This window comes from Micromonospora sp. WMMC415, from assembly GCF_009707425.1.
Classification (GTDB): Bacteria; Actinomycetota; Actinomycetes; order Mycobacteriales; family Micromonosporaceae; genus Micromonospora.
The window spans coordinates 5,624,864-5,642,992 of sequence record NZ_CP046104.1 but is presented as its reverse complement, the minus strand read 5'-3'; the positions used below and the strand labels follow the sequence as shown (position 1 = coordinate 5,642,992).

At 74.5% G+C, this 18,129-nt stretch carries 15 protein-coding genes and 2 pseudogenes; 5 read left to right on the top strand and 12 right to left on the bottom strand.

Annotation, left to right across the window (positions count from 1 at the left end; genetic code table 11):
- Positions 1-54: 54 nt before the first annotated feature.
- Positions 55-537, bottom strand: a complete 483-nt coding sequence (locus tag GKC29_RS26410; RefSeq protein WP_155333384.1) for a GNAT family N-acetyltransferase — start codon at positions 535-537, stop codon at positions 55-57.
- 78 nt (positions 538-615) lie between these two features.
- On the opposite strand from GKC29_RS26410, the gene GKC29_RS26405 reads away from it, so the two are divergent.
- Positions 616-1,122, top strand: a complete 507-nt coding sequence (locus GKC29_RS26405) for a DUF1990 family protein (protein ID WP_155333383.1) — start codon at positions 616-618, stop codon at positions 1,120-1,122.
- Here the strand turns inward: GKC29_RS26405 and GKC29_RS26400 are convergent.
- From GKC29_RS26400 to GKC29_RS26360, 9 genes and pseudogenes are all read right to left on the bottom strand, one after another.
- On the bottom strand, positions 1,119-2,036 hold the full coding sequence (locus GKC29_RS26400; RefSeq protein ID WP_155333382.1) for a DNA-3-methyladenine glycosylase: 918 nt from the start codon (positions 2,034-2,036) through the stop codon (positions 1,119-1,121). The genes GKC29_RS26405 and GKC29_RS26400 overlap by 4 nt on opposite strands.
- A 346-nt stretch (positions 2,037-2,382) precedes the next feature.
- Entirely contained in the window at positions 2,383-3,036 is a 654-nt protein-coding gene (locus tag GKC29_RS26395; protein WP_155333381.1) for a hypothetical protein, read from the bottom strand.
- 203 nt (positions 3,037-3,239) lie between these two features.
- Entirely contained in the window at positions 3,240-4,025 is a 786-nt protein-coding gene (locus GKC29_RS26390; protein WP_155333380.1) for an anti-sigma factor, read from the bottom strand.
- Entirely contained in the window at positions 4,022-4,717 is a 696-nt protein-coding gene (locus GKC29_RS26385) for a sigma-70 family RNA polymerase sigma factor (protein ID WP_155333379.1), read from the bottom strand. Before GKC29_RS26385 ends, GKC29_RS26390 begins: the two co-directional genes overlap by 4 nt.
- A gap of 78 nt (positions 4,718-4,795) precedes the next feature.
- Positions 4,796-5,653, bottom strand: coding sequence for a spermidine synthase (locus GKC29_RS26380; protein ID WP_155333378.1), 858 nt, complete (start codon positions 5,651-5,653; stop codon positions 4,796-4,798).
- Between the two features lie 77 nt (positions 5,654-5,730).
- Positions 5,731-6,714: pseudogene (locus tag GKC29_RS26375) on the bottom strand (hypothetical protein); the annotation flags it as partial.
- A 31-nt stretch (positions 6,715-6,745) separates the two neighbouring features.
- A complete protein-coding gene (locus tag GKC29_RS26370; RefSeq protein WP_155333377.1) occupies positions 6,746-9,220 on the bottom strand; it encodes an AAA family ATPase in 2,475 nt (824 codons plus the stop codon).
- Positions 9,220-10,368, bottom strand: a complete 1,149-nt coding sequence (locus GKC29_RS26365) for an exonuclease SbcCD subunit D (protein ID WP_155333376.1) — start codon at positions 10,366-10,368, stop codon at positions 9,220-9,222. Before GKC29_RS26365 ends, GKC29_RS26370 begins: the two co-directional genes overlap by 1 nt.
- Before the next feature lie 12 nt (positions 10,369-10,380).
- Positions 10,381-12,135, bottom strand: coding sequence for an ATP-binding protein (locus GKC29_RS26360; protein WP_155333375.1), 1,755 nt, complete (start codon positions 12,133-12,135; stop codon positions 10,381-10,383).
- A 298-nt stretch (positions 12,136-12,433) separates the two neighbouring features.
- Here GKC29_RS26360 and GKC29_RS26355 point away from each other — a divergent pair.
- Together GKC29_RS26355 and GKC29_RS26350 are read left to right on the top strand one after the other, a co-directional pair.
- Positions 12,434-12,723 (top strand): annotated as a pseudogene (locus GKC29_RS26355) (hypothetical protein); the annotation flags it as partial.
- A gap of 121 nt (positions 12,724-12,844) precedes the next feature.
- A complete protein-coding gene (locus GKC29_RS26350) occupies positions 12,845-14,500 on the top strand; it encodes a hypothetical protein (RefSeq protein ID WP_155333373.1) in 1,656 nt (551 codons plus the stop codon).
- Positions 14,501-14,577: 77 nt separating this feature from the next.
- Here GKC29_RS26350 and GKC29_RS26345 read toward each other — a convergent pair whose 3' ends face one another.
- Together GKC29_RS26345 and GKC29_RS26340 are read right to left on the bottom strand one after the other, a co-directional pair.
- A complete protein-coding gene (locus GKC29_RS26345; protein WP_155333372.1) occupies positions 14,578-14,997 on the bottom strand; it encodes a hypothetical protein in 420 nt (139 codons plus the stop codon).
- 29 nt (positions 14,998-15,026) lie between these two features.
- The gene (locus tag GKC29_RS26340; protein ID WP_155333371.1) at positions 15,027-15,770 is read right to left on the bottom strand and encodes a pyrimidine reductase family protein; all 744 of its coding nucleotides are present in this window, start codon (positions 15,768-15,770) and stop codon (positions 15,027-15,029) included.
- A gap of 150 nt (positions 15,771-15,920) precedes the next feature.
- Here GKC29_RS26340 and GKC29_RS26335 point away from each other — a divergent pair, with 150 nt between their 5' ends.
- On the top strand, positions 15,921-16,466 hold the full coding sequence (locus GKC29_RS26335) for a plasmid pRiA4b ORF-3 family protein (protein ID WP_155333370.1): 546 nt from the start codon (positions 15,921-15,923) through the stop codon (positions 16,464-16,466).
- Positions 16,467-16,778: 312 nt separating this feature from the next.
- The gene (locus tag GKC29_RS26330; RefSeq protein ID WP_155333369.1) at positions 16,779-18,071 is read left to right on the top strand and encodes an ABC transporter substrate-binding protein; all 1,293 of its coding nucleotides are present in this window, start codon (positions 16,779-16,781) and stop codon (positions 18,069-18,071) included.
- Positions 18,072-18,129 lie beyond the last annotated feature (58 nt).

Below are 18,129 nucleotides of genomic sequence, written 5' to 3'. Positions count from 1 at the left end.
CCGCCGGACCGGCGAGTCGGCAAGCGAAGCCGTCCGGCCGGCGGGGCCGGTCGATCAGCAGCGGAGCGGGACCGGCTTCTCCAGCAGGGCCAGCCGGACGCCGTTCGGGTCCGAATCGTGCCCCACGACCCGGTAGCCGTGCCGCTGGTACAGCCGGAGGTTGTCCGCGCTGTCCGCGCCGGTGAACAGGGCGAAGCGGCAGACCCGCGCGGCCACCACCGCCTCGACCGCCCGCAGCAGCCGCCCGCCGATGCCCCGGCCCTGCTGGTCCGGTGCGACCGACAGCCGGCCCACGTGCGCGATGTCGCCCTCGACGCGGATGCGGACGGACCCGACCAGCCGGTTGCCGAGCCGGGCGGTGAGAACGGTCTGCGGCCCGGCCACCGCCGCGCGCACCTCGTCGAGCGTCTCGGTGAGCGGCGGCAGGAACGGATCGGCGTAACGCTGCGCCTCGGTCAGGTAGGCGGCGCGCTGCACGGTCAGGATCTCCCCGGCGTCGGCGGGGGTCGCGGGGGCGATCAGCGGAGGTGCGGTCACCGGCCCAGCCAACCACAGCCCGCCCGGTCCGCGGTGCCCCGCGTACCGGGGGTGAGGGTGCCGTGGCACTGTGATCCCGTGCCCGACCTGACCTACGCCGAGGTGGGTGCGACCCGTGACGGGCGGCTGCCCGACGGTTACCACCACCTGCGGCACCGCTTCCGCCTCCCGGACGGCGCCTTCGCCACCGCGGCCGAGGCGGTCCTCACCTGGCGGCTGCACCGCGCGGCCGGGGTGCGGATGCGCACCGACGCCCCGCGCGCCGCACCGGGAGTCGCGGTCACCCCCGGGCTGGGCGTCGGCCCGCTGCGGATCTGGGGCCCCTGCGAGGTGGTGTGGACCGAGGACGGCCCGGAGCGGGCCGGATTCGGGTACGGCACCCGGCCGGGCCACCCGGAGCGCGGGGAGGAGGCGTTCCTGGTCAGCCGGGACGCCGCCGGCCACGTCCGGTTCGAGGTGGTGGCGTTCAGCGTCCCGGACCGCTGGTTCGTGCGCGCCGCCGGTCCGGCGGCCCGGGGCGTGCAGCACGGGTACGCCTGGTGGCTGGGCCGGACGCTGCGCCGCCTCTGCCCGACCCAGGCCTAGAACCGCGCGAAGGAGCGGATCGGTGCGCGGGGGCCGAACTTCGGTGCCTGGATGCCGGCGGCCTCCAGCAGGACGCAGACGCGGCCCCGGTGCCCCCGGAACGGCTCCAGCAGGGCGAGCATCCGGGCGTCGTCCCCGCGTGCCTCACCGGCCAGTGCCCAGGCCACGGTGTTCGGCACGTGGTAGTCGCCGACGCTGACCGCGTCCGGGTCGCCGTACGCGACGCGTACCACCTCGGCGGCGGTCCACGGCCCGATCCCCGCGACGGCGGTGAGTCGGCGTGTCGCCTCGGCGGAGTCCGCGCAGCGTTCCAGCCGGTCGGCCACCGCGGCGGCCCGGCGCAGCGTGTCCGCGCGCCGCTGCTCGACCCCGAAGGGGTGGAAGACCCAGTACGGGGTGGCGGCCACCGCCGCCGGCTCCGGCGGGAGCAGCAACGCCACCGGACCGGGGGCCGCCGCCCGGAAGTGGCGAACGGTCGCGGCGTACGCCCGATAGGCCTCCTTGCCGGTCACCTTCTGTTCGAAGACGGCCCGCAGCAGCCGGGGAAACACCTGGCTGGTGGCGGGCATCCGGAGCCCGCGGTGCCGAGCCGCCAGCTCGGCCACGACCGGGTGGGCGGCGGCCAGCTCGGCGAAACCGCTCAGATCGTCCCGGAGCCCGGCGACCGCGTCGGCCCGCTCCACGACCCAGTCGGCGCCGGGGCCGTACCCCTCGGCCAGGAGGTCGCCCGCGACCGGCCGCAGGGCGAGGGTCGCCGGCCCGGCCGGGGAGCGGGTGGCCCACCAGAAGGTCCCGGCGGCGACGCGCGCGCAGGGGTCGTACGGGCTGAAGGTGAGCGACCGGACCGACGCGGCCAGCCGGTACCCGGCGGGTGGGCGCAGCACCCGGCGGGCGGAGGGTTCGGTCCCGGTCACCCGGACATGCTGCCACGCGTGGGGCCGGTGACGGACGACACCGCCGGCGCCTGGGGCGCCGACGGTGTCGTCCGTCACCGGGGCGGACCGGCCGGGATCCGGCCGTGGGTGCGGGTTGGGGGACCGCGGCGGGCCGCCTGCCGGCGGGGCGACCGCCGCCCACGTCCGCGCCGGGGGCTGCGTGACGGCCGGTGGCCGTCGTGGCGCGGCGCCGGCCCGCTCGAACGGGCCGGCGCCGCGGTCGGACGCGTGGGCGTTGCCGGTACGCCCGGCGTCCGGATCTGGCGACGGTGGCCGGCCGGCCCTCCCTCCTCCGACCGGCCACCGGGTCCGGGGTGGACCGGTGTCAGTAGTCGGAGCCCCCGTCCTTCTCCGCGTCCGACGGCGGCGCGACGGGCTTCGGCGTGCCGGTCGGCAGGCAGGTCAGGTTCTTCTTGCCGTCCGGGGCGACCACGAACCAGGTACCACCGACGCCCTGGCCCTTCCACTGGCCGGGCTTCTTGTCGCCGATGTAGCGGTACAGCGGCCAGCCGTCCAGCGTGATCTGGCGGGTGCCGTCCTGCCGGGTGATGGTGCCGACCAGGTCGTCGGCGACGTTGTTGAGCTGCGGCTCGCCGTCGGTCAGCGCCGGGGGCCACACCTCCGCGCACTTGTCGACGCAGTTCGACGCCGCCGGGTCGTTGGTGTCCTTGTCGAAGCGGTAGAGGATCCACCCGTCCTGGTCGGTGACGACGCTGCCCATCCGCGCGACCTTCTTGGCGATGAGCGTCTCGGTGAGATCGACGTTGGCGGGCGGTTGCTGGGGGGCGACGTCGTCCGCCGGCGGTGCCGCGGAGGCGGTCGCGGTCGCCTCAGGTTCGACAGCCGCGGTGGGCTCGGCCGCGGCGACGGCGACCGGCTCGGCGGCGCTGGAGTTCGCCCCGTCGTAGCCCGCGGGAGCGCAGGCCGTAAGTGCGACCATCGCACTCGCGACGATGACGGTCCGCTTCATCTGTGCCACGTGCCCTCCTCATTCTTGGCAGTTCACCGGGAGATACGGGCGGCGCGCTGTCAAGGTTGAATGTGGAACAGTGGCCAATTTCACTGAAGAATGGTTGAACCGATCCGGTCGACGATTCGTGTGTGGACGCGAGAGGCGATTTTGTCAAGGAACGCCTGATCGGCGCCGGCCAATGCAGCCGGCGCCGATACGTGTGGCTTCGGTCAGTCGATCGGGATCGTGACCAGCGGGCTGGCCACCCCGTTCGCGTCCACCGACTGCACCTGGAAGTGCTTGATCTGAGCGACCGGGGTCGCGGTCGCGGCACTCAGCGTCAACTTGTTGGAGTTGGTGTTGGTGCCGTACCCGCCACCCGGGACGGACCAGGTGGAGAGAACCTCACTGGTGTTGTTGTCGCGGACCACCACCAGTCGGCAGGTGCGGGGTCCGGGCAGTTTCGCCAGGATGAAGTTCACGTTGGTGCCGAACTCCTTCTTCGCGACGAAGAACGACGCCTCCACGCCGGTGGTGCCGTCCACCTCGTCGTGCCGCTTGCCCTCGGGCAGACCCTTGTCGCCACCGATACCGATGTCGTCCGGGCCGCTGGACCGGGGTACGACCGGGCCGGTCGGGCCGGTGGTGGGCTGGGCGTCCACCCGCGGCGGAGCGCTGTCCGCCACGATGTTGGCGAAGCCGACCCCGGTCAGCCCGCCGAAGACCACCACGGCGGCGGCCGTGGCGAGCACCTGCCGGAACCGGGTCCGCCGCCGGTGCGCCCGCACCGCCACCAGCGTCCGGTCCAGCAACGCCGGATCGGTCTGCGTCTGCTCCAGGGCGCTCATCGTCTCGCCGTCGATGCCGGAGAGCAGCCCGACCACCGGCACCATCGTCTCCAGCTCGGCCGCGCAGGCCCAGCAGGTGGCGAGGTGCTCCTCGAACCGCTCGGTGTCGTGCTCGTCCAGCACGCCGAGCGCGTACGCGGCGACGTCCATGTGGTCCGCCCGGCTCATTCCGTCACCCCCCGTTCCTGCAGAGCCGTGCGCAGCGCGCGCAGCGCGTAGTAGACCCGTGACTTCGCCGTGCCGAGCGGAAGGCCCAGCTCCTCGGCGGCCTCCGGGACCGTCCGGCCCCGGAAGTAGGTCGCGACCAGGATCTCCCGGTGCGACTGACTCAGCGTACGCAGCGCGTCCGCCACCGTCATCGTGCGCAGCACCCGGTCGGTGCTGTCCGCCTCGGCGAACGCGGTCAGGTCCCGGTCGTACGTCTCGGCCGGCCGGGCCTGCTCGCTGCGGTGCTCGTCGATGGCGATGCGGCGCGCCACGGTCACCAGCCAGGGGCGCAGCGAGCCCTGACCCTGCGCGCCGAGCCGGTGCGCGTTGCGCCACGCCCGCAGCAGGGTCTCCTGGACGATGTCCTCCGCCCGCTGCCGGTCCCCACCGGTCAGCCGCATGACGAAGGCCAGCAACGGGCCGGCGTGCTCGGCGTAGAGCAGCCGGACCAGATGATCCGAGTGGCTCGCCTCGGCGGACGGCGCCGCCTGGTGGCGTCCGGGAGCGGGTCGGGGCGTCACCGGCCCATTCTGGCGAGGGACCTGTCGTGCGTCGACCCCGCGTGCAGACGCGCTCGGCCGGGACTGGGAACGCGCGGACATCCAGCCCGGACGCACCCTGTCACCGTGCCAGCCGGCCGCCACCGCATGCATGCAGACCTCCGGGAGATGACTGCGGCCGTCCCCCCACGGGCTGGCCGTCCGTTGGTACGCATCCGGCGGCCGGACGGATCAACGGCGGACCGAGAAAATTCCCGGCGGCGGTGGCGTCGAGTCGGTGGCGTCGGCGTCGTGCACGACGGGAGCGCCGCCGGCGAAGCGGTCCAGCTCCTCGCCGGTCACCACCCGGCCGGGGAACCAGTCCCCGGCGACCCGGCGGGTCAGCTCCGGCAGCGGCGGGTCGGCACGGCCGGCGAGCAGCACGAGGTTGCCGTAGCGGCGGCCCCGCAGCACGGCCGCGTCCCCGACCAGCGCCAGGCTCGGCAGCACCGACCGGACCGTGGCGACCTGACGGCGGGCGTGCCGCAGCGGCGGCCCGTCGGCGACGTTGGCCAGGTACCAGCCGGCCGGCCGGAGCACCCGGGCCACCTCGGCCGCGTACTCCACCGAGGTCAGGTGGGCCGGAGTGCGGGCACCGGCGAACACGTCGGCGACCACCACGTCGACGCTGCGCTCGCGGGTGCCGGCGAGCACCGCCCGGGCGTCGCCGACCCGGACCCGGAGCCGGGGATCGGACGGCCAGGGCAGCTCCCGGCGGACCAGGTCCACCAGGGCGCCGTCCACCTCGACCACCCGCTGGGTCGAGCCGGGGCGGGTGGTCGACACGTACCGGGCCAGGGTGAGCGCGCCGCCGCCCAGGTGCAGCACGCGCAGCGGCGTGCCGGCCGGGGCGAGCAGGTCGATCGCGGCGGCGAGCCGCCGCACGTACTCGAACTCCAGGTGGGTGGGGTCCGCGAGGTCCACGTGCGACTGCGGCGCGCCGTCGAGCAGCAGCGTCCACGAACCCGCCCGGGCCGGGTCGGGCACCAGCTCGGCCCGGCCGGTGTCGACGTCCGCGACGATCCGGTCGGTGGCCCGCTTGCGGCCCATCAGTCGGGTCCGCCGGCCGCCGGGGGCTCGTGAGCGACGGCCGGCCGGGGTCCCGGCAGCCGGGACGGGGCGGGCGGGCCGCCCGGAGGCGGCGCGGCGGGCGGTCGGGGCGTCGAGGCGCGGGCGGCGGCGGTGAGCGCCCGGTGCAGCAGCCGGGCGTCGCCGAGCAGCCGGCGCAGCTGCTTCTCCAGCCCGGCGATCGGCACCAGGTTCTGCGGGGCGCGCGGGTCCTTGTACGGGGTGGACGCGAAGCGGGGGAGGGTGACCACGGACAGGTCGGCCAGCGCGACTGCCTCGGCGACGTCGAGGTCGGCGGAGCACTCCACCCGCACGATGCCCGCCCACGGCGCGCCGTGGGTGACCGGCAGCCGCAGATACCACGACCAACCGCCCCAGGCGGTGCCCAACCGGAACACCGGGGACCGCTCGCCGGCCGCCAACCCCGTGACCACGGCCGTCAGGCGCGCGTCCAGGTACTGGCTGTGCTGGGTCTTCACGTAGCCGAGCGTGCGGGGCAACTGCCGCCGGTTGCGCAGCGGGCCGTCCACCACCAGCAGGTCCCCGCCGGCGCGGGCCGCGCCGGAGACCTCCACCTCCAGCGCGGTCAACGGCCCCTGCACCGCGGCCGGCAGCTTGGCCAGCTCGCCGGTGCCGCTGACCCGGTGCACCGGGTAGTGGACGCTGCCGGCCCGCACGTCCCCCGCGGACGGGCTGGCCGTGAACAGGCCCCGCCCGACCTTCGCGCCGGCGAGCTGCGCCGCGCCGCGCTCCAGGTCGCAACGGACCACCCCGGCCGCGTACGAGGCGGCCAGGCCCGGGTACGACCCGCCGTCGTCCTCGGCCGTCCACAGGCTGGCGTCGATCCGGCGTACCCCGTCGACCAGGAGCACCACGTCCGGCGGGCGGACGCCGGGCCGCGGCCCGATCGCCCGCCAGTCCACGGCGGGCAGCTCGTGGTCCGCCTCGACCTGGGCGCTGCTCGGCGCGGCCGGGCCCGCAGCGGTGGCCTCGAACGACGCCCCGTACGCCGGATCCCAGGCGTCGACGAAGAACCGGCTCACGCGGGACGCCCCCGCACGGCGCCGACCGCGTTCACCGGCCGGTCCGCTCGACGCGGGCCGACCGGGCGTCCTTGCGGACCTCGAAGCGGACCGGGATGCGTTCGGCGAGCGCCGGCACGTGGGTGACCACGCCCACCATCCGGTCGCCCCGGGCGGCGAGATTCTCCAACGTGGCGGCGACCGTGTCGAGGGTGGCCGCGTCGAGCGTGCCGAACCCCTCGTCCAACACGATCGACTCGAGGCTCGCCGCCGTGGTGGACATGCCGGCGAGCTGCTCGGACAGGGCCAGCGCCAGCGCCAGCGAGGCCTGGAACGTCTCCCCGCCGGAGAGCGTGCGCACCCCCCGCCGCAGCCCGGCGTCGTGGTGGTCGACCACGAAGAACTCGCCCTTGTCGTGCACCAGGTCGTACTGGTCGCCGGAGAGTTCCCGCAGGATCCGCGAAGCACCGTCGACCAGCAGGTCGAGCGCCTCGGCGAGCAGCCACCGCTCGAAGTTGTTGGCCCGCAGGTGCCCGGCGAGCGCGCGGGCCACCTGAGCCTCCCGCTCGTACCCGGCCCGCTGCTCGCGCAGCTCGCCCGCCTGCTCCCGCCGGCGGGTCAGCTCCCGCAGCTCCGCCTCGGCGCGTTCCAGGGCGACCGCGGCGGCCCGGACCGGGTCGTCGGCCGCCGGCACCCCGGCGTCGGCGAGCAGCCCGGCGACCCGCTCCTCGACGGCGGTCACCCGGGACTCGGCCTCGGCCACCGCCGCGACCCGGCCGGGCCGCTCGCTCCGGCGGCGCTCCGCCTCGTCGCCGGCCCAGCCGGTGAGGGTGGCCCAGGCGGCCGCCAGGTCGTCCCGGTCGGCGGCGGGCGGGCCGAAGCGGGCGAGCCCGTCGCGCGTCGCGTCGAACGCCCGCCACGCCGTCCGCAGGCGCTCCTCGGCCGCGTCCACGGCGGCCCGTGCCCGGCGCGCGGCGTCCCGGCCGGCGCGTACGGCCGCCGCCGACTCCTCCAGCGCCCGGCGCAGCCGCGCGTGCTCGTCCAGCTCACGGCGGAGGACCGCCGGCTCGGCCGCGCCGGTGAGCTGGGCGTCCAGCTCGGCCAGTCGCGCGTCGAGCTGCTCCTGCCGGGCCCGCGCCGCCACCAGCACCCGCTCCAGCTCGCGGGCGGCGCCGTCCCGCTGCGTCACGGCGGCCCTGGCCGCCTCGCTGGCGGCGCGGGCCGCCTTGCCCGCCGCGACCGCAGCCGCCACCGCCGAACCCGGCGGCACCGCCGGCACCCGGGCCACCGTCTGCTCGCAGACCGGGCAGGCGGCACCGTCACGCAGGTGCGCGCGCAGGGCCACCGCCTGGTCGGTCGCCTTCGCCTCCTCGTGCGCCCGGAACGCCGCCTCCAGGTCGGCCTCCGCCCGCTCGGCCGCCACCCGTGCCGCCGCCAGCGCGGCCGCGGCGGCCTCGTGCTCGCCGTGCGCCGCGGCCACCGCCGCCCGGACCGCGTCCGCCTCGCCGGCCAGCTTGTCCCGATCCGCGTACGCCTTCAGCAGCAGGCGCAGCGCGCTCTCGTCGCCGGCGGCGGCCAGCTCGCCGCGGAGCTTCTCCTCCCGCTCCTCGGCGAGGGCCACCACCTGGGCCGCCTCGTCGGCGCCCGACCGTGCGGCGGCGACGGCCCGGGCGAGCTCGGCCATCCCGTCCGGTGCGGCCACGGCGTCGAGCACGGCCAGGTCGGCGTCGAGGGCGGCCAGCGCCGTTCCCGCCGCCCGCGCCCCGGCGCGGGCGGCCTCCCGCTCGGGTACGGCCTCCGTCACCGCGCCGGTCAGCTCCCGCATCCGGTCCACCCGGGCGGACGCCTCGGCGAGCGTGGCGTCGTCGGCGTCCGCCAGCCCCGCGAGGGCCTGGTCGACCGCCTCGAACTTCGCCTCCGCCTGGGCGGCCCGGGCGGTCGCCTTGTCGCGTACCTCCTCGTAGACGCCGAGGCCCAGCAGGTTGACCAGGATCTGCTGCCGGGTCGCCGGCTTCGCGTGCAGGAAGTCGGCGAACTGCCCCTGCGGCAGCACCACGCAGCTGGTGAACTGCTCGTACGGCAGCCCGACCGCCGTCAGCACCGCGTCGTCCATCTCGGCGGCGGTGCCGGCCAGCACCTCGCCGAGGTCGTCCGGGCTGAGGCCGGTGTCCAGCTTCACCGGGTCGAAGCCCGGCGGCATGAGCTGGAGCCCCGCGCCCGCAGTCTTCACGTTGCCCCGGCTGTCGCGGCGCACCACGCGGGTCGCCACGTACCGGTCGCCCCCGGACTCGAAGACCAGCCGGACCCGCGCCTCCGTCGCCGACGGGGCGAGCGCGTTCGCCAGGCCCCGGGTGCCGCCCCACCGGGGCACGGTGCCGTACAGCGCGAAGCAGATCGCGTCGAGCACCGTCGACTTGCCCGAGCCGGTCGGCCCGACCAGGGCGAAGAAGTCGGCATCGGTGAAGTCGATCGTCGTCTCGTCGCGGAAGACGGTGAACCCGGCCAGGTCCAGTCGCATCGGCCGCATCAGCTCTCGACCTCCTCGAACAGTTCGTCGAAGAGGTCCCGGACGCCCTCGTCGTCGTGGCCGCGGCTGTCCAGGTAGTCGGCGAACAGGTCCCGCGGGGACCGGCCGGCCCGCTGGGCGACCCGGGTGCCGCTGCCCGGTGCGGGCACCAGCTCCGGGTCGATCCGGATCTCCAGGGCGCGGGGAAGCAGTTCCTGTACCTCCTCCCGCAGGCCGGCGCGGGGCTGCTCCCGGACGTAGACCCGCAGCCAGGCGTCCGGCGCCTCGATCTCGGCGAGCTGGGCGAGAGTGCCGCGGACCGTCCGCAGGGCGGCGGCGGCCGGGATCGGCACCTCGCGAATCTGCGCCGCCGTCGTCGCGGTCACCTCGACCACCGTCACCGACGGGACGTTCTCCTGCTCGCCGAAGTCGACGGCGAGGGGGCTGCCGCTGTAGCGGATCGGGCACGGGCCCTGCACCCGCTGCGACCGGTGCAGGTGGCCGAGCGCCACGTAGTGCGCCGTGCCGGGAAAGACCGTCGCCGGAACGGCGTACCCCATGACGGTGTGCGCGTCCCGCTCGCCGCCGCCGGTCGCCGCCCCGACCACAGTCAGGTGGGCGGTGACCAGGTGCACCCGGTCCGGCTCGGTGAAGCCCTCGGTCAACCGGGCGATGATCCGGCCGAGGTGGTCGGCGTACGTCTGGGTGGCCTCCGCGGCGGTCAGCTCGTACATCTCGACGGCGCGGATCGCGTACCGCTGGGAGAGGAACGGCAACGCGGCCAGCCGCCAGCGCTCGCCGCCCGCGGTCGTCCCGTCGACGACGTGCTCGTCCGGATTCTCCCGGACGCCGCCGCGCAGGCTGATCCCGGCGGCTTCCGCCCACGGGCGCAGCGCGTCCAGCGCCGGGCCGTTGTCGTGGTTGCCGCCGATCGCGACGACGTCGGCGCCGGTGCGGCGCAGCGCGGTCAGCGCGCGGGTGACCAGCCGCGTCGCCTCCGGAGTGGGCGCGGCGGTGTCGTACAGGTCCCCGGCGACGATCACCAAGTCGGGCTGTTCCCGCCGGGCGACGTCGATCACCCCGGCGAGGACGGCCTTGTGCTCCTCGGCGCGGGACCTTCCCTTGAGGACCTTGCCGACGTGCCAGTCGGAGGTGTGCAGGATCTTCACCGGTGGACCACCTCAGAACGGGATGTCGTCGTCGCCGGAGCCGCCGCCCGAGCCGACCACCGCGAACGGGTCGGCCGACTGGGTGATCGACCGGAGTGTCTGCGAGGGCGCCCGGCCCGCCTCGGAGACGCGCGTCGCCCACGCGGGGAACGGGAACTCCAGGCAGAGCGGCACCGGGATGTCGGGCTGGTTGACGAACATCGTGCCCGGCTTCGCGAGCAGGGCCCGCTGCCGTTGGGCCGGCGGGAGGAAACCGTACTCCGGGCGGGACGCCTCGGCCGGGTCGAGCCGGCCGACCACGCGGATCGCCGAGTTGGTGACGATGCGGCGCTCCACCTCGCTCGCCGTCTGCTGGGCCCCGACCAGGATCACGCCGAGCGACCGCCCCCGCTCGGCGATGTCGAGCAGGACCTCCTTGATCGGGGAGGACCCCTCCCGGGGGGCGTACTTGTTCAGCTCGTCGAGCACGACGAAGAGCAACGGCTTGGCGGTGCCGGCCTTCTCCTTGCGCTCGAACTCGCTCTTGAGCGTCACGCCGACCACGAACCGCTGCGCCCGGTCCGGCAGGTTGTGCAGGTCGACGACGGTCACCTGCGCCGACTCCGCCGTGTTGATGCTGTGCGGGCGCCGGGTGGCGAGGTCGCCCCTGATCAGCCGGGACAGGTCCTTCTTGCTGCCGATGAGCCGCCGCGCGAACGCGTTGACGGTGCCGAGGCCGACCGCGCTGCCCGCCCAGTCGCCCCGGGTCTCGTCGTCGTTGAGCTGCTCGACGACGTGGTCCACCAGGTCGGCGTACGTGCCGAGGCGCACCCCGTCGATGCTCACGCCGCCGTCGGCGGGCTGCGCGTACCGGGCCAGGTGGGCGGCGACCGAGTGCACCACCATCGTGTACTGCTGGCGTTCGTCGTCGGCGTCGGCGAACACGTACGGCAGGAGGCGGTCGGCGCAGAACTCGGTGAGCGTCCAGTAGAAGCTGTCCACCCCGCTGAGCCGGCTGCTCACGTCCGGCGTGCCGGAGGAGTCGCCGACCCGGGGCGGCGCGTACACGCGCACGTCGGGGAAGGCGCCGGCGGTCAGCCCGAGCTGCGCGTACGCCGCCCGGGTCGGGTCGTCCAGCCGGGTGTTGGGGTGGTCGAGGAACAGCAGGTCCTCGCCCTTGACGTTGAAGATGAGCGCCTTGGCGTTGACCGCGTCGCCGCCGAGCACCCCGGAGCGGAACACCGAGTAGAGCAGGAAGGTGGCGAAGCTGGTCTTGGTGGCGACGCCGGAGATGCCGGAGATCGAGACGTGCGCGCCGCGCGTGCCGTCGAGGAAGTCGGCGTTGAGGTAGACCGGCACCCCGTCGCGGCCCATGCCCATCGGGATGCGGCGCTCCATCCGGTCGAAGTGCAGCGCCCGCGCCCGGGCGTCACCCTCGGCGCGGTGCACGACCGCGCCGGGCGACGGCGGCACGTACAGCTCCGGGTCGACCCGGGTGGTCGTGATCTCGGCGGCCTCCTGCACCTGCGCGGGCAGGGTGCCGTCGGCGATCGCGAAGACGTCGGAGTCGAACTGGGCGCCCTCGTGCCGGGCCCGCACCTGGGTGACCACCCCGGCGATCGTCACCGGCTCCCGGTCCGGCAGCTCGCGCCGGGTCACCACGACGTCGTCGAGCTGGAGATAGCTGGTGGGCGAGACCGCCGTCCAGAACTGCAGCGGCGTCGCGTCGGCGGTGCCGAGCACCCGGCCGACCGCCTCGCCCGGGCCGTCGGAACCGTCGTCGGTCATCGGGCAACTCCGCGGGGCTGAGGTTGGAGGTCGGCACGCACGCCCTGCATCCTGCCCGAGACGTACGACAGGCCGCCACGCGACGCGGCGGACGCCACCCGGCTTCGCCGCGTCGCTCGCTCGCTGCGCTCGTGCTCGAACACACCGTGTCGGCGATGTTGGCTGATCGGTCTCGCAGCGGGACGGCTCCGGGGGATCCCGCACGTACGCCGAACGAGGGTGGGAGCGGCCGTTGGAGTCCAGGCGTCGCCGGCTGATCTGGCTGTTCGTGCTCGCCACGGTGCCGCCGATGGTGGTCCTGCCGACGGTCAGCGCGATCGAGGCGCCCCCCGGCGAGTACGCCCGCGTCCCGGTCTACCTGGCGCCCGCCTTCCACGGCGGCCTGCTGGGCCGCCCGGCGGTGCACGATCGGGCGGTCGACTTCCTCGCCGGCGATCGATCGACCAGCCCCGGCGCGAATACGACGTCCTGCAGCGGCTCGGCGCCGCCTGGCAGGCTCCCCCGCTCCTGATCGGGCTGAACCCGGTCTGGTCGGCCAACCGGGAGGCGGATCCGGCCATCACCGGCCGGATCTGCGAGGGCCGGTGACCACGGGAGCGGTGGCGGCCGGCGTCACCGGGCGCGGAACTGTCGCACCAGCAGCCACCGGGCGGGTGACATTGTTCGATTGTGTCACCACCGTGGGTGATGCCAGGCGATTCTGCTACGGATGGCTGTTCGGGAAGGGGCGCTCCGGACGCCCCGCGGCCGGCTTGCGGTGCTGCTCGCCATGGCGGCGATCCTGCCGATGGTGGAGGCGGCGGTGTTCGCCGTGCTCGGGTTCCAGGCGGTTCGGGGCCTGTCGCCGCAGGTCACCGCCGTCTGGCCGTACGGCACGTATCACGAACTGCGCTGGCTGTTCGTCTACCACCGTACGATTCCCGGATTCATCCTCGCGTTCGTGGCGATCTCGGCGCTGCGCGGGGTCCTTTCGGCGGGGTTGGCCGCCCTGGCCTGGCCGGCCGGGACGCCGCGCCCGTCGCGGCACTGGCTCATTCGGCGCAACATCTGGGTCGCCACGCTGGCCGCGGTGATCCTCTCGCCGTGGGTGGCCCTGTCGATGGCCTTCGCGACGACCGCGCTGTCCTGGTACCTGGTCGCCTCCGTGCTGCCGATGCTGCTCCTCGCCCCGTTCCTGCTGCGGGCCGGGGTGGTCCCTGACTGGTGGCGTGGCCTGCCGAGGATCGGGCTGGTCGGCTGGGCCTGGCTCAACTTCACCGTCCTCACCTTCACCGGAGCGTTGCTGGCGTCGGCGCCCCTCTGGTGGGGTGTCCCGCTCGCCGCCGTCGCCGGCGCGGTCAACGGACTGCTCTGGCGGCAGAGCGTCGCGGTCGCCGTGGCGTCCGGCCCGGCACGCTGGCGGCTCGTGCCGGTGGCACCGCTGATGGTCGTGTTCACCCTGCTCGCCCTCCCGGCGGTGCAGCCCGTGGCCGGGTACTTCCACGGCGGTCAGGCGGGGTGGCGGCCGCCGATCATCGCTGAGCCGCTGCCGGACACCGTCCCGTACGCGGTGATCGCCATCGCGGGGCACGACTCCGACTTCGACGGCGAACCGGCCGCGGATCCCCGAGTGGAGCGGTTCTCCTACCGGGGGCTGGACGAGCAGGGCCGGCCGGTGCCGTACACGGCCGTCGACACCCACATCTCGTTGGGCGAGAGTGCGGCCCGGCTGGCGGAGCACGTCGAGTCCCTGCACCGGCGTACCAACCGCCCGGTGGCCCTGCTCGGGCACAGCGAGGGGGCCATGGTGGCCCGAACCTACCTTGAGCGGTGGCCGACGACCGAGGTAGAGGCGGTGCTGCTGTTCAGCCCGCTGGTGATGCCCGGCCGGACGTACTACCCGCCCCCGCAGATCCGGCGCGGGTGGGGCGTCGCCGCCGGTTGGGAACTGCGGGCGCTGCTGGCGTGGTGGAGCCTCACCGACGTGTCGGAAGAGGAGCCGGACCAGCCCTTCATCCGCTCGCTGCTGGCGGACGCCCCCTTCTACCGCAACCGCACGCTCTGCCCGGTGGCGGGGGTGCGGATGGTGGCCTTCCTACCGACGGTCAGCGCGATCGAGGCACCCCCCGGCGAGTACGCCCGGATCCCCGTCTACGAGTTGCCTGCGCTGCACGGCGGGCTGCTGAACAGGGCCTCCGTCGCGGACCGGGTGCTCAACTTCCTCTCCGGTGAGCCGGTGCAGCGGGCGCAGGTGGAGTACGCGCTGCTCCAACGGCTCGGTGCGGCCTGGCAGCCGCCGCCGCTGGCCCTGCGGCTCAACCCGGTCTGGGCGGCGGGGCGGGAGGCTGATCCCGCCTTCACCGGTCGGATCTGTGAGGCCCGGTGACCGGTGGCGTGGGCGTCCGGGACTGGCGGCACCGGATCCGGGCGGACCCGCCCGCCGGCGGCGGGTTCCGGGACCGGTCAGCGGGGCGAGCGGCGCGACATGAGGTGCCGGAGCAGCAGCCGGGCCGCCGCGATGTTGAGGCCGGCGACCAGGATGACGTGTAGCGGGGCGTAGGGAAAGAAGGCGAGGTCGAGGCCGAGGGCCAGCAGCGCAGCGGCCAGGCCGACCGCCGAGGTCCAGCGCCGCCCGGCCATGACGAAGATGCCGGCGACGGCAACGGCGACGGCGACGCCGACGAGCAACCAATTCCAGCCGGTGAGGTCGAGCAGGTGCAGGCCGCCCTCCGTCACGACCACGAACCGGTCGGACGACGTGTCGGCGTAGGCCGCCACGGCGTCGATGACTCCCGACCCCACCAGCAGCCCGCTGGCGAGCAGCACGCCGCGGTGCCTGGCGTCTTTCTCGGCCTGGCGGGAGCGCACCCGGTGCAGGTCCATGCGCCCAGGCTACGAGGGCGTGGTGCAGGTCAGCGGGCGTAGCGCAACATCAGCACGCCGTCGGCGGCGGCGAGCACGTGCCGCAGCGGCAGGTGCCGGACCGGGCTCGCCTCGCCCGCGGTGATCCGCCCCGGTCCCGGGCCGGCGAGCAGCGGCGCGACCGTCAGGCAGACCTCGTCGACCAGGTCGGCCGCGGTGAGCGCGCCGAACAGGTGCGGCCCGCCCTCGCAGAGCAGCTGGTCGAGCCCGCGCCGCCGCAGCTCGGCCAGGCCCGCGACGAGGTCCACCCGCTCGTCGCCGCACGGGACGAGGTCGGCCACGTCGGCCAGGCCGGGCGGAGCGGTCGCGCCGGCGCGGGTGAGCACGACCGGGCGGACCGGCGCGTCGGCGAAGGCCTTCTGGCCCGGATCGAGGTCGAGTGAGCCGGAGACGACGACGAGCGTGGGGTACTCGGCGAGGCCGTGCGCGCGGCGCCAGGCGCGCCGCCGCTCGTCGAGGCGGACCGCCCGGTACCCCTCGTGGCGCAGCGTGCCGGCGGCGACCAGGAGCCCGTCGCAGAGCATTCGCAGCAGGCCGAAGACCCGCTTGTCCGGCTCGCCGGAGAGGCCGGCCGAGTAGCCGTCGACGGCGACCGCGCCGTCGACGCTGGACACGAAGTTCACCCGTAGGTGGGGGTGGTCGGCGCGGCCGTAGCGGGCGGCGATGGCGGCGTCGTCCAGCGGGTCCGCGGACGGCTCCGGCCAGAGCGCGGAAATCGGCGTTCCGATGCTCATTCGCTGGCCGGACCCGTGACCGGAGGGGTGGGCCGGGGGGTACGGTGCTGGCAGTCGCACCAGTTCCGGCCCCGACAGTCGTCGTGCCGCCTCGCCCGGCACGCTCGGCAGATCATGCCCGCAGCCTATGCCGAGGGAGGATGGGACAGCATGCCGCGTCAGATCTTCCAGCTGAGGATTTCCCTGACCGGGGTCCGGCCGCCGGTCTGGCGCCGGGTGCTCGTCCCCGGCGGGTACACCCTCGACCGGGTGCACCGCGTGGTGCAGCATGCGATGGGGTGGCGGGACTGCCACCTGCACTCGTTCGAGATCGACGGCCGGCAGTACGGGGAGCCCGACCCGGACGGGGAGTTGTCCCTGCACGACGAGTTGGACGTGCGCCTCGACGGTGTGGTCGGCAAGGGCAGCCGGTTCCACTACACGTACGACTTCGGCGACTGGTGGGAGCACGACCTGCTGGTCGAGGACGTCTTCACCGCCGACCCGGAGGAGCGCTACCCCGCCTGTCTCGACGGCGGGCGGGCCTGCCCGCCGGAGGACGTCGGCGGTCCGGCCGGCTACCAGGCGCTGCTCGCCGCGTTGGCCGACCCGGGGCACGCCGAGCACCACCTGATGCGCGACTGGGTGGGGGACAGGTTCGACCCCGGGGCCTTCGACGCCGCCCGGGTGGGCACGCTCCTGCGCCGGTTCTGCTGAACCGTTTCCGTCCCCCGCTCCTCCGCACCGCGGCCGCCGCCGGCCACCTGCTGTAGCGCCTACTGAATCGCCTCGGCGCAGGTCACCGCGTCGCCCTGCCGCCACAAATCTCCTGCCGGTAACGATCTGGGAACGCTCCCATAGGTCTATTGACACCCCCGACACGTGCCGGCAATCTCATGGGAGCGTTCCCAGACGCGTGACCCGGCTCACCCGCGTCCGCGCCCGGGAAACCGTCGCCGCCCCGACGGCGCCGGTACCGCACCCCCCACCACACCCGACACAGCCTCACCACCGAGAAGAGGGGTCAGGATGAGCCTCACCACGCGGCGTACCCGCCTGGCGGCCGTCGCCCTTGCCGCGATCACCGCCGTCGGCGGGCTCGCGGCCTGCGGCACCGACGACGACGCCCCGGCAGCCGGCGAGAAGCCCGACAAGCTGGTCGTCGACACGTTCGGCGAGTTCGGCTACGACGAGATCATCAAGCAGTACGAGAAGGACACCGGCATCAAGGTCGAGCTGCGCAAGACCGCCCAGCTCAACGAGTACCGGCCGAAGATCGTCCGCGCCCTCGCCACCCGCAAGGGCGCCGCCGACGTGATCGCCCTCGAAGAGGGCATCCTCAACGAGTTCAAGTCCAACCCGGCGAACTGGGTCGACCTCGCACCGCTGGTCGCCGACCACAGCAAGGACTACCTGCCCTGGAAGTACGAGCTGGGCAAGGCGCCGGACGGCCGGCTGATCGGCCTGCCCACCGACGTCGGCAGCCTCGCGGTCTGCTACCGCCGGGACCTCTTCCAGGCCGCCGGACTGCCGACCGAGCGCGACCAGGTCGCCGCGCTGTGGCCCGACTGGAACGGCTTCATCGAGACCGGCAAGAAGTACCGGACCGCCACCAACAAGGGCATGCTCGACTCGGTCACCACCGCCGCCAGCGCGGTGATGTTCCAGCAGGGCGGCGACCTGTTCTACGACAAGCAGGACACCATCGTCGCCGACAAGAGCGCGTCCGTGAAGGCCGCCTGGGACACCGCGATCGCCATGGCGGACGCGAACATCACCGCCGAGACGGCGACCTGGTCGCCGGAGTGGTCGGCCGGCTTCAAGCAGGGCACCTTCGCGGCCACCTTCTGCCCGTCCTGGATGCTCGGCATCGTCGCGGACAACTCCGGCGCGGAGAACAAGGGCAAGTGGGACGTCGCCCCGGTGCCCGGCGGCGCCGGCAACTGGGGTGGTTCGTGGCTCGCCGTCCCGGAGCAGAGCAAGTACCAGAAGGAGGCGGCGAAGCTCGCCGAGTACCTGACCAACGCGCAGAGCCAGGTCGCCGCGTTCAAGCTCAAGGGCCCGCTGCCGACCAACCTCGAGGCGCTGAAGAACCCGGACTTCCTGAGCTACACCAACGAGTACTTCAACAACGCCCCCACCGGCAAGATCTTCGGTGACAGCGTCGCCAAGATCCAGCCGCTGCACCTCGGTCCGAAGCACCAGGCGGTGAAGGAGAACGCCTTCGAGCCCGCGCTGCGATCGTACGAGAACGGGCAGGCCAGCAAGGACAAGGCCTGGGAGCAGTTCGTGAAGGACGCCCAGACGCAGGGCGCCTTCTGACCCCAGCACGTCGCGACGGTGGCGTCCGGGCACCCGCGCCCGGGCGCCACCGGCGGCG

Excerpts from the sequence above, each read along its gene's own strand:
- GKC29_RS26385 (WP_155333379.1), bottom strand. The coding sequence starts at position 4,717 with ATGCATGCGGTGGCGGCCGGCTGGCACGGTGACAGGGTGCGTCCGGGC.
- GKC29_RS26390 (WP_155333380.1), bottom strand. The coding sequence starts at position 4,025 with ATGAGCCGGGCGGACCACATGGACGTCGCCGCGTACGCGCTCGGCGTG.
- GKC29_RS26330 (WP_155333369.1), top strand. The coding sequence starts at position 16,779 with ATGAGCCTCACCACGCGGCGTACCCGCCTGGCGGCCGTCGCCCTTGCC.
- GKC29_RS26380 (WP_155333378.1), bottom strand. The coding sequence starts at position 5,653 with ATGGGCCGCAAGCGGGCCACCGACCGGATCGTCGCGGACGTCGACACC.
- GKC29_RS26335 (WP_155333370.1), top strand. The coding sequence starts at position 15,921 with ATGCCGCGTCAGATCTTCCAGCTGAGGATTTCCCTGACCGGGGTCCGG.
- GKC29_RS26340 (WP_155333371.1), bottom strand. The coding sequence starts at position 15,770 with ATGAGCATCGGAACGCCGATTTCCGCGCTCTGGCCGGAGCCGTCCGCG.
- GKC29_RS26345 (WP_155333372.1), bottom strand. The coding sequence starts at position 14,997 with ATGGACCTGCACCGGGTGCGCTCCCGCCAGGCCGAGAAAGACGCCAGG.
- GKC29_RS26350 (WP_155333373.1), top strand. The coding sequence starts at position 12,845 with ATGGCTGTTCGGGAAGGGGCGCTCCGGACGCCCCGCGGCCGGCTTGCG.
- GKC29_RS26370 (WP_155333377.1), bottom strand. The coding sequence starts at position 9,220 with ATGCGGCCGATGCGACTGGACCTGGCCGGGTTCACCGTCTTCCGCGAC.
- GKC29_RS26360 (WP_155333375.1), bottom strand. The coding sequence starts at position 12,135 with ATGACCGACGACGGTTCCGACGGCCCGGGCGAGGCGGTCGGCCGGGTG.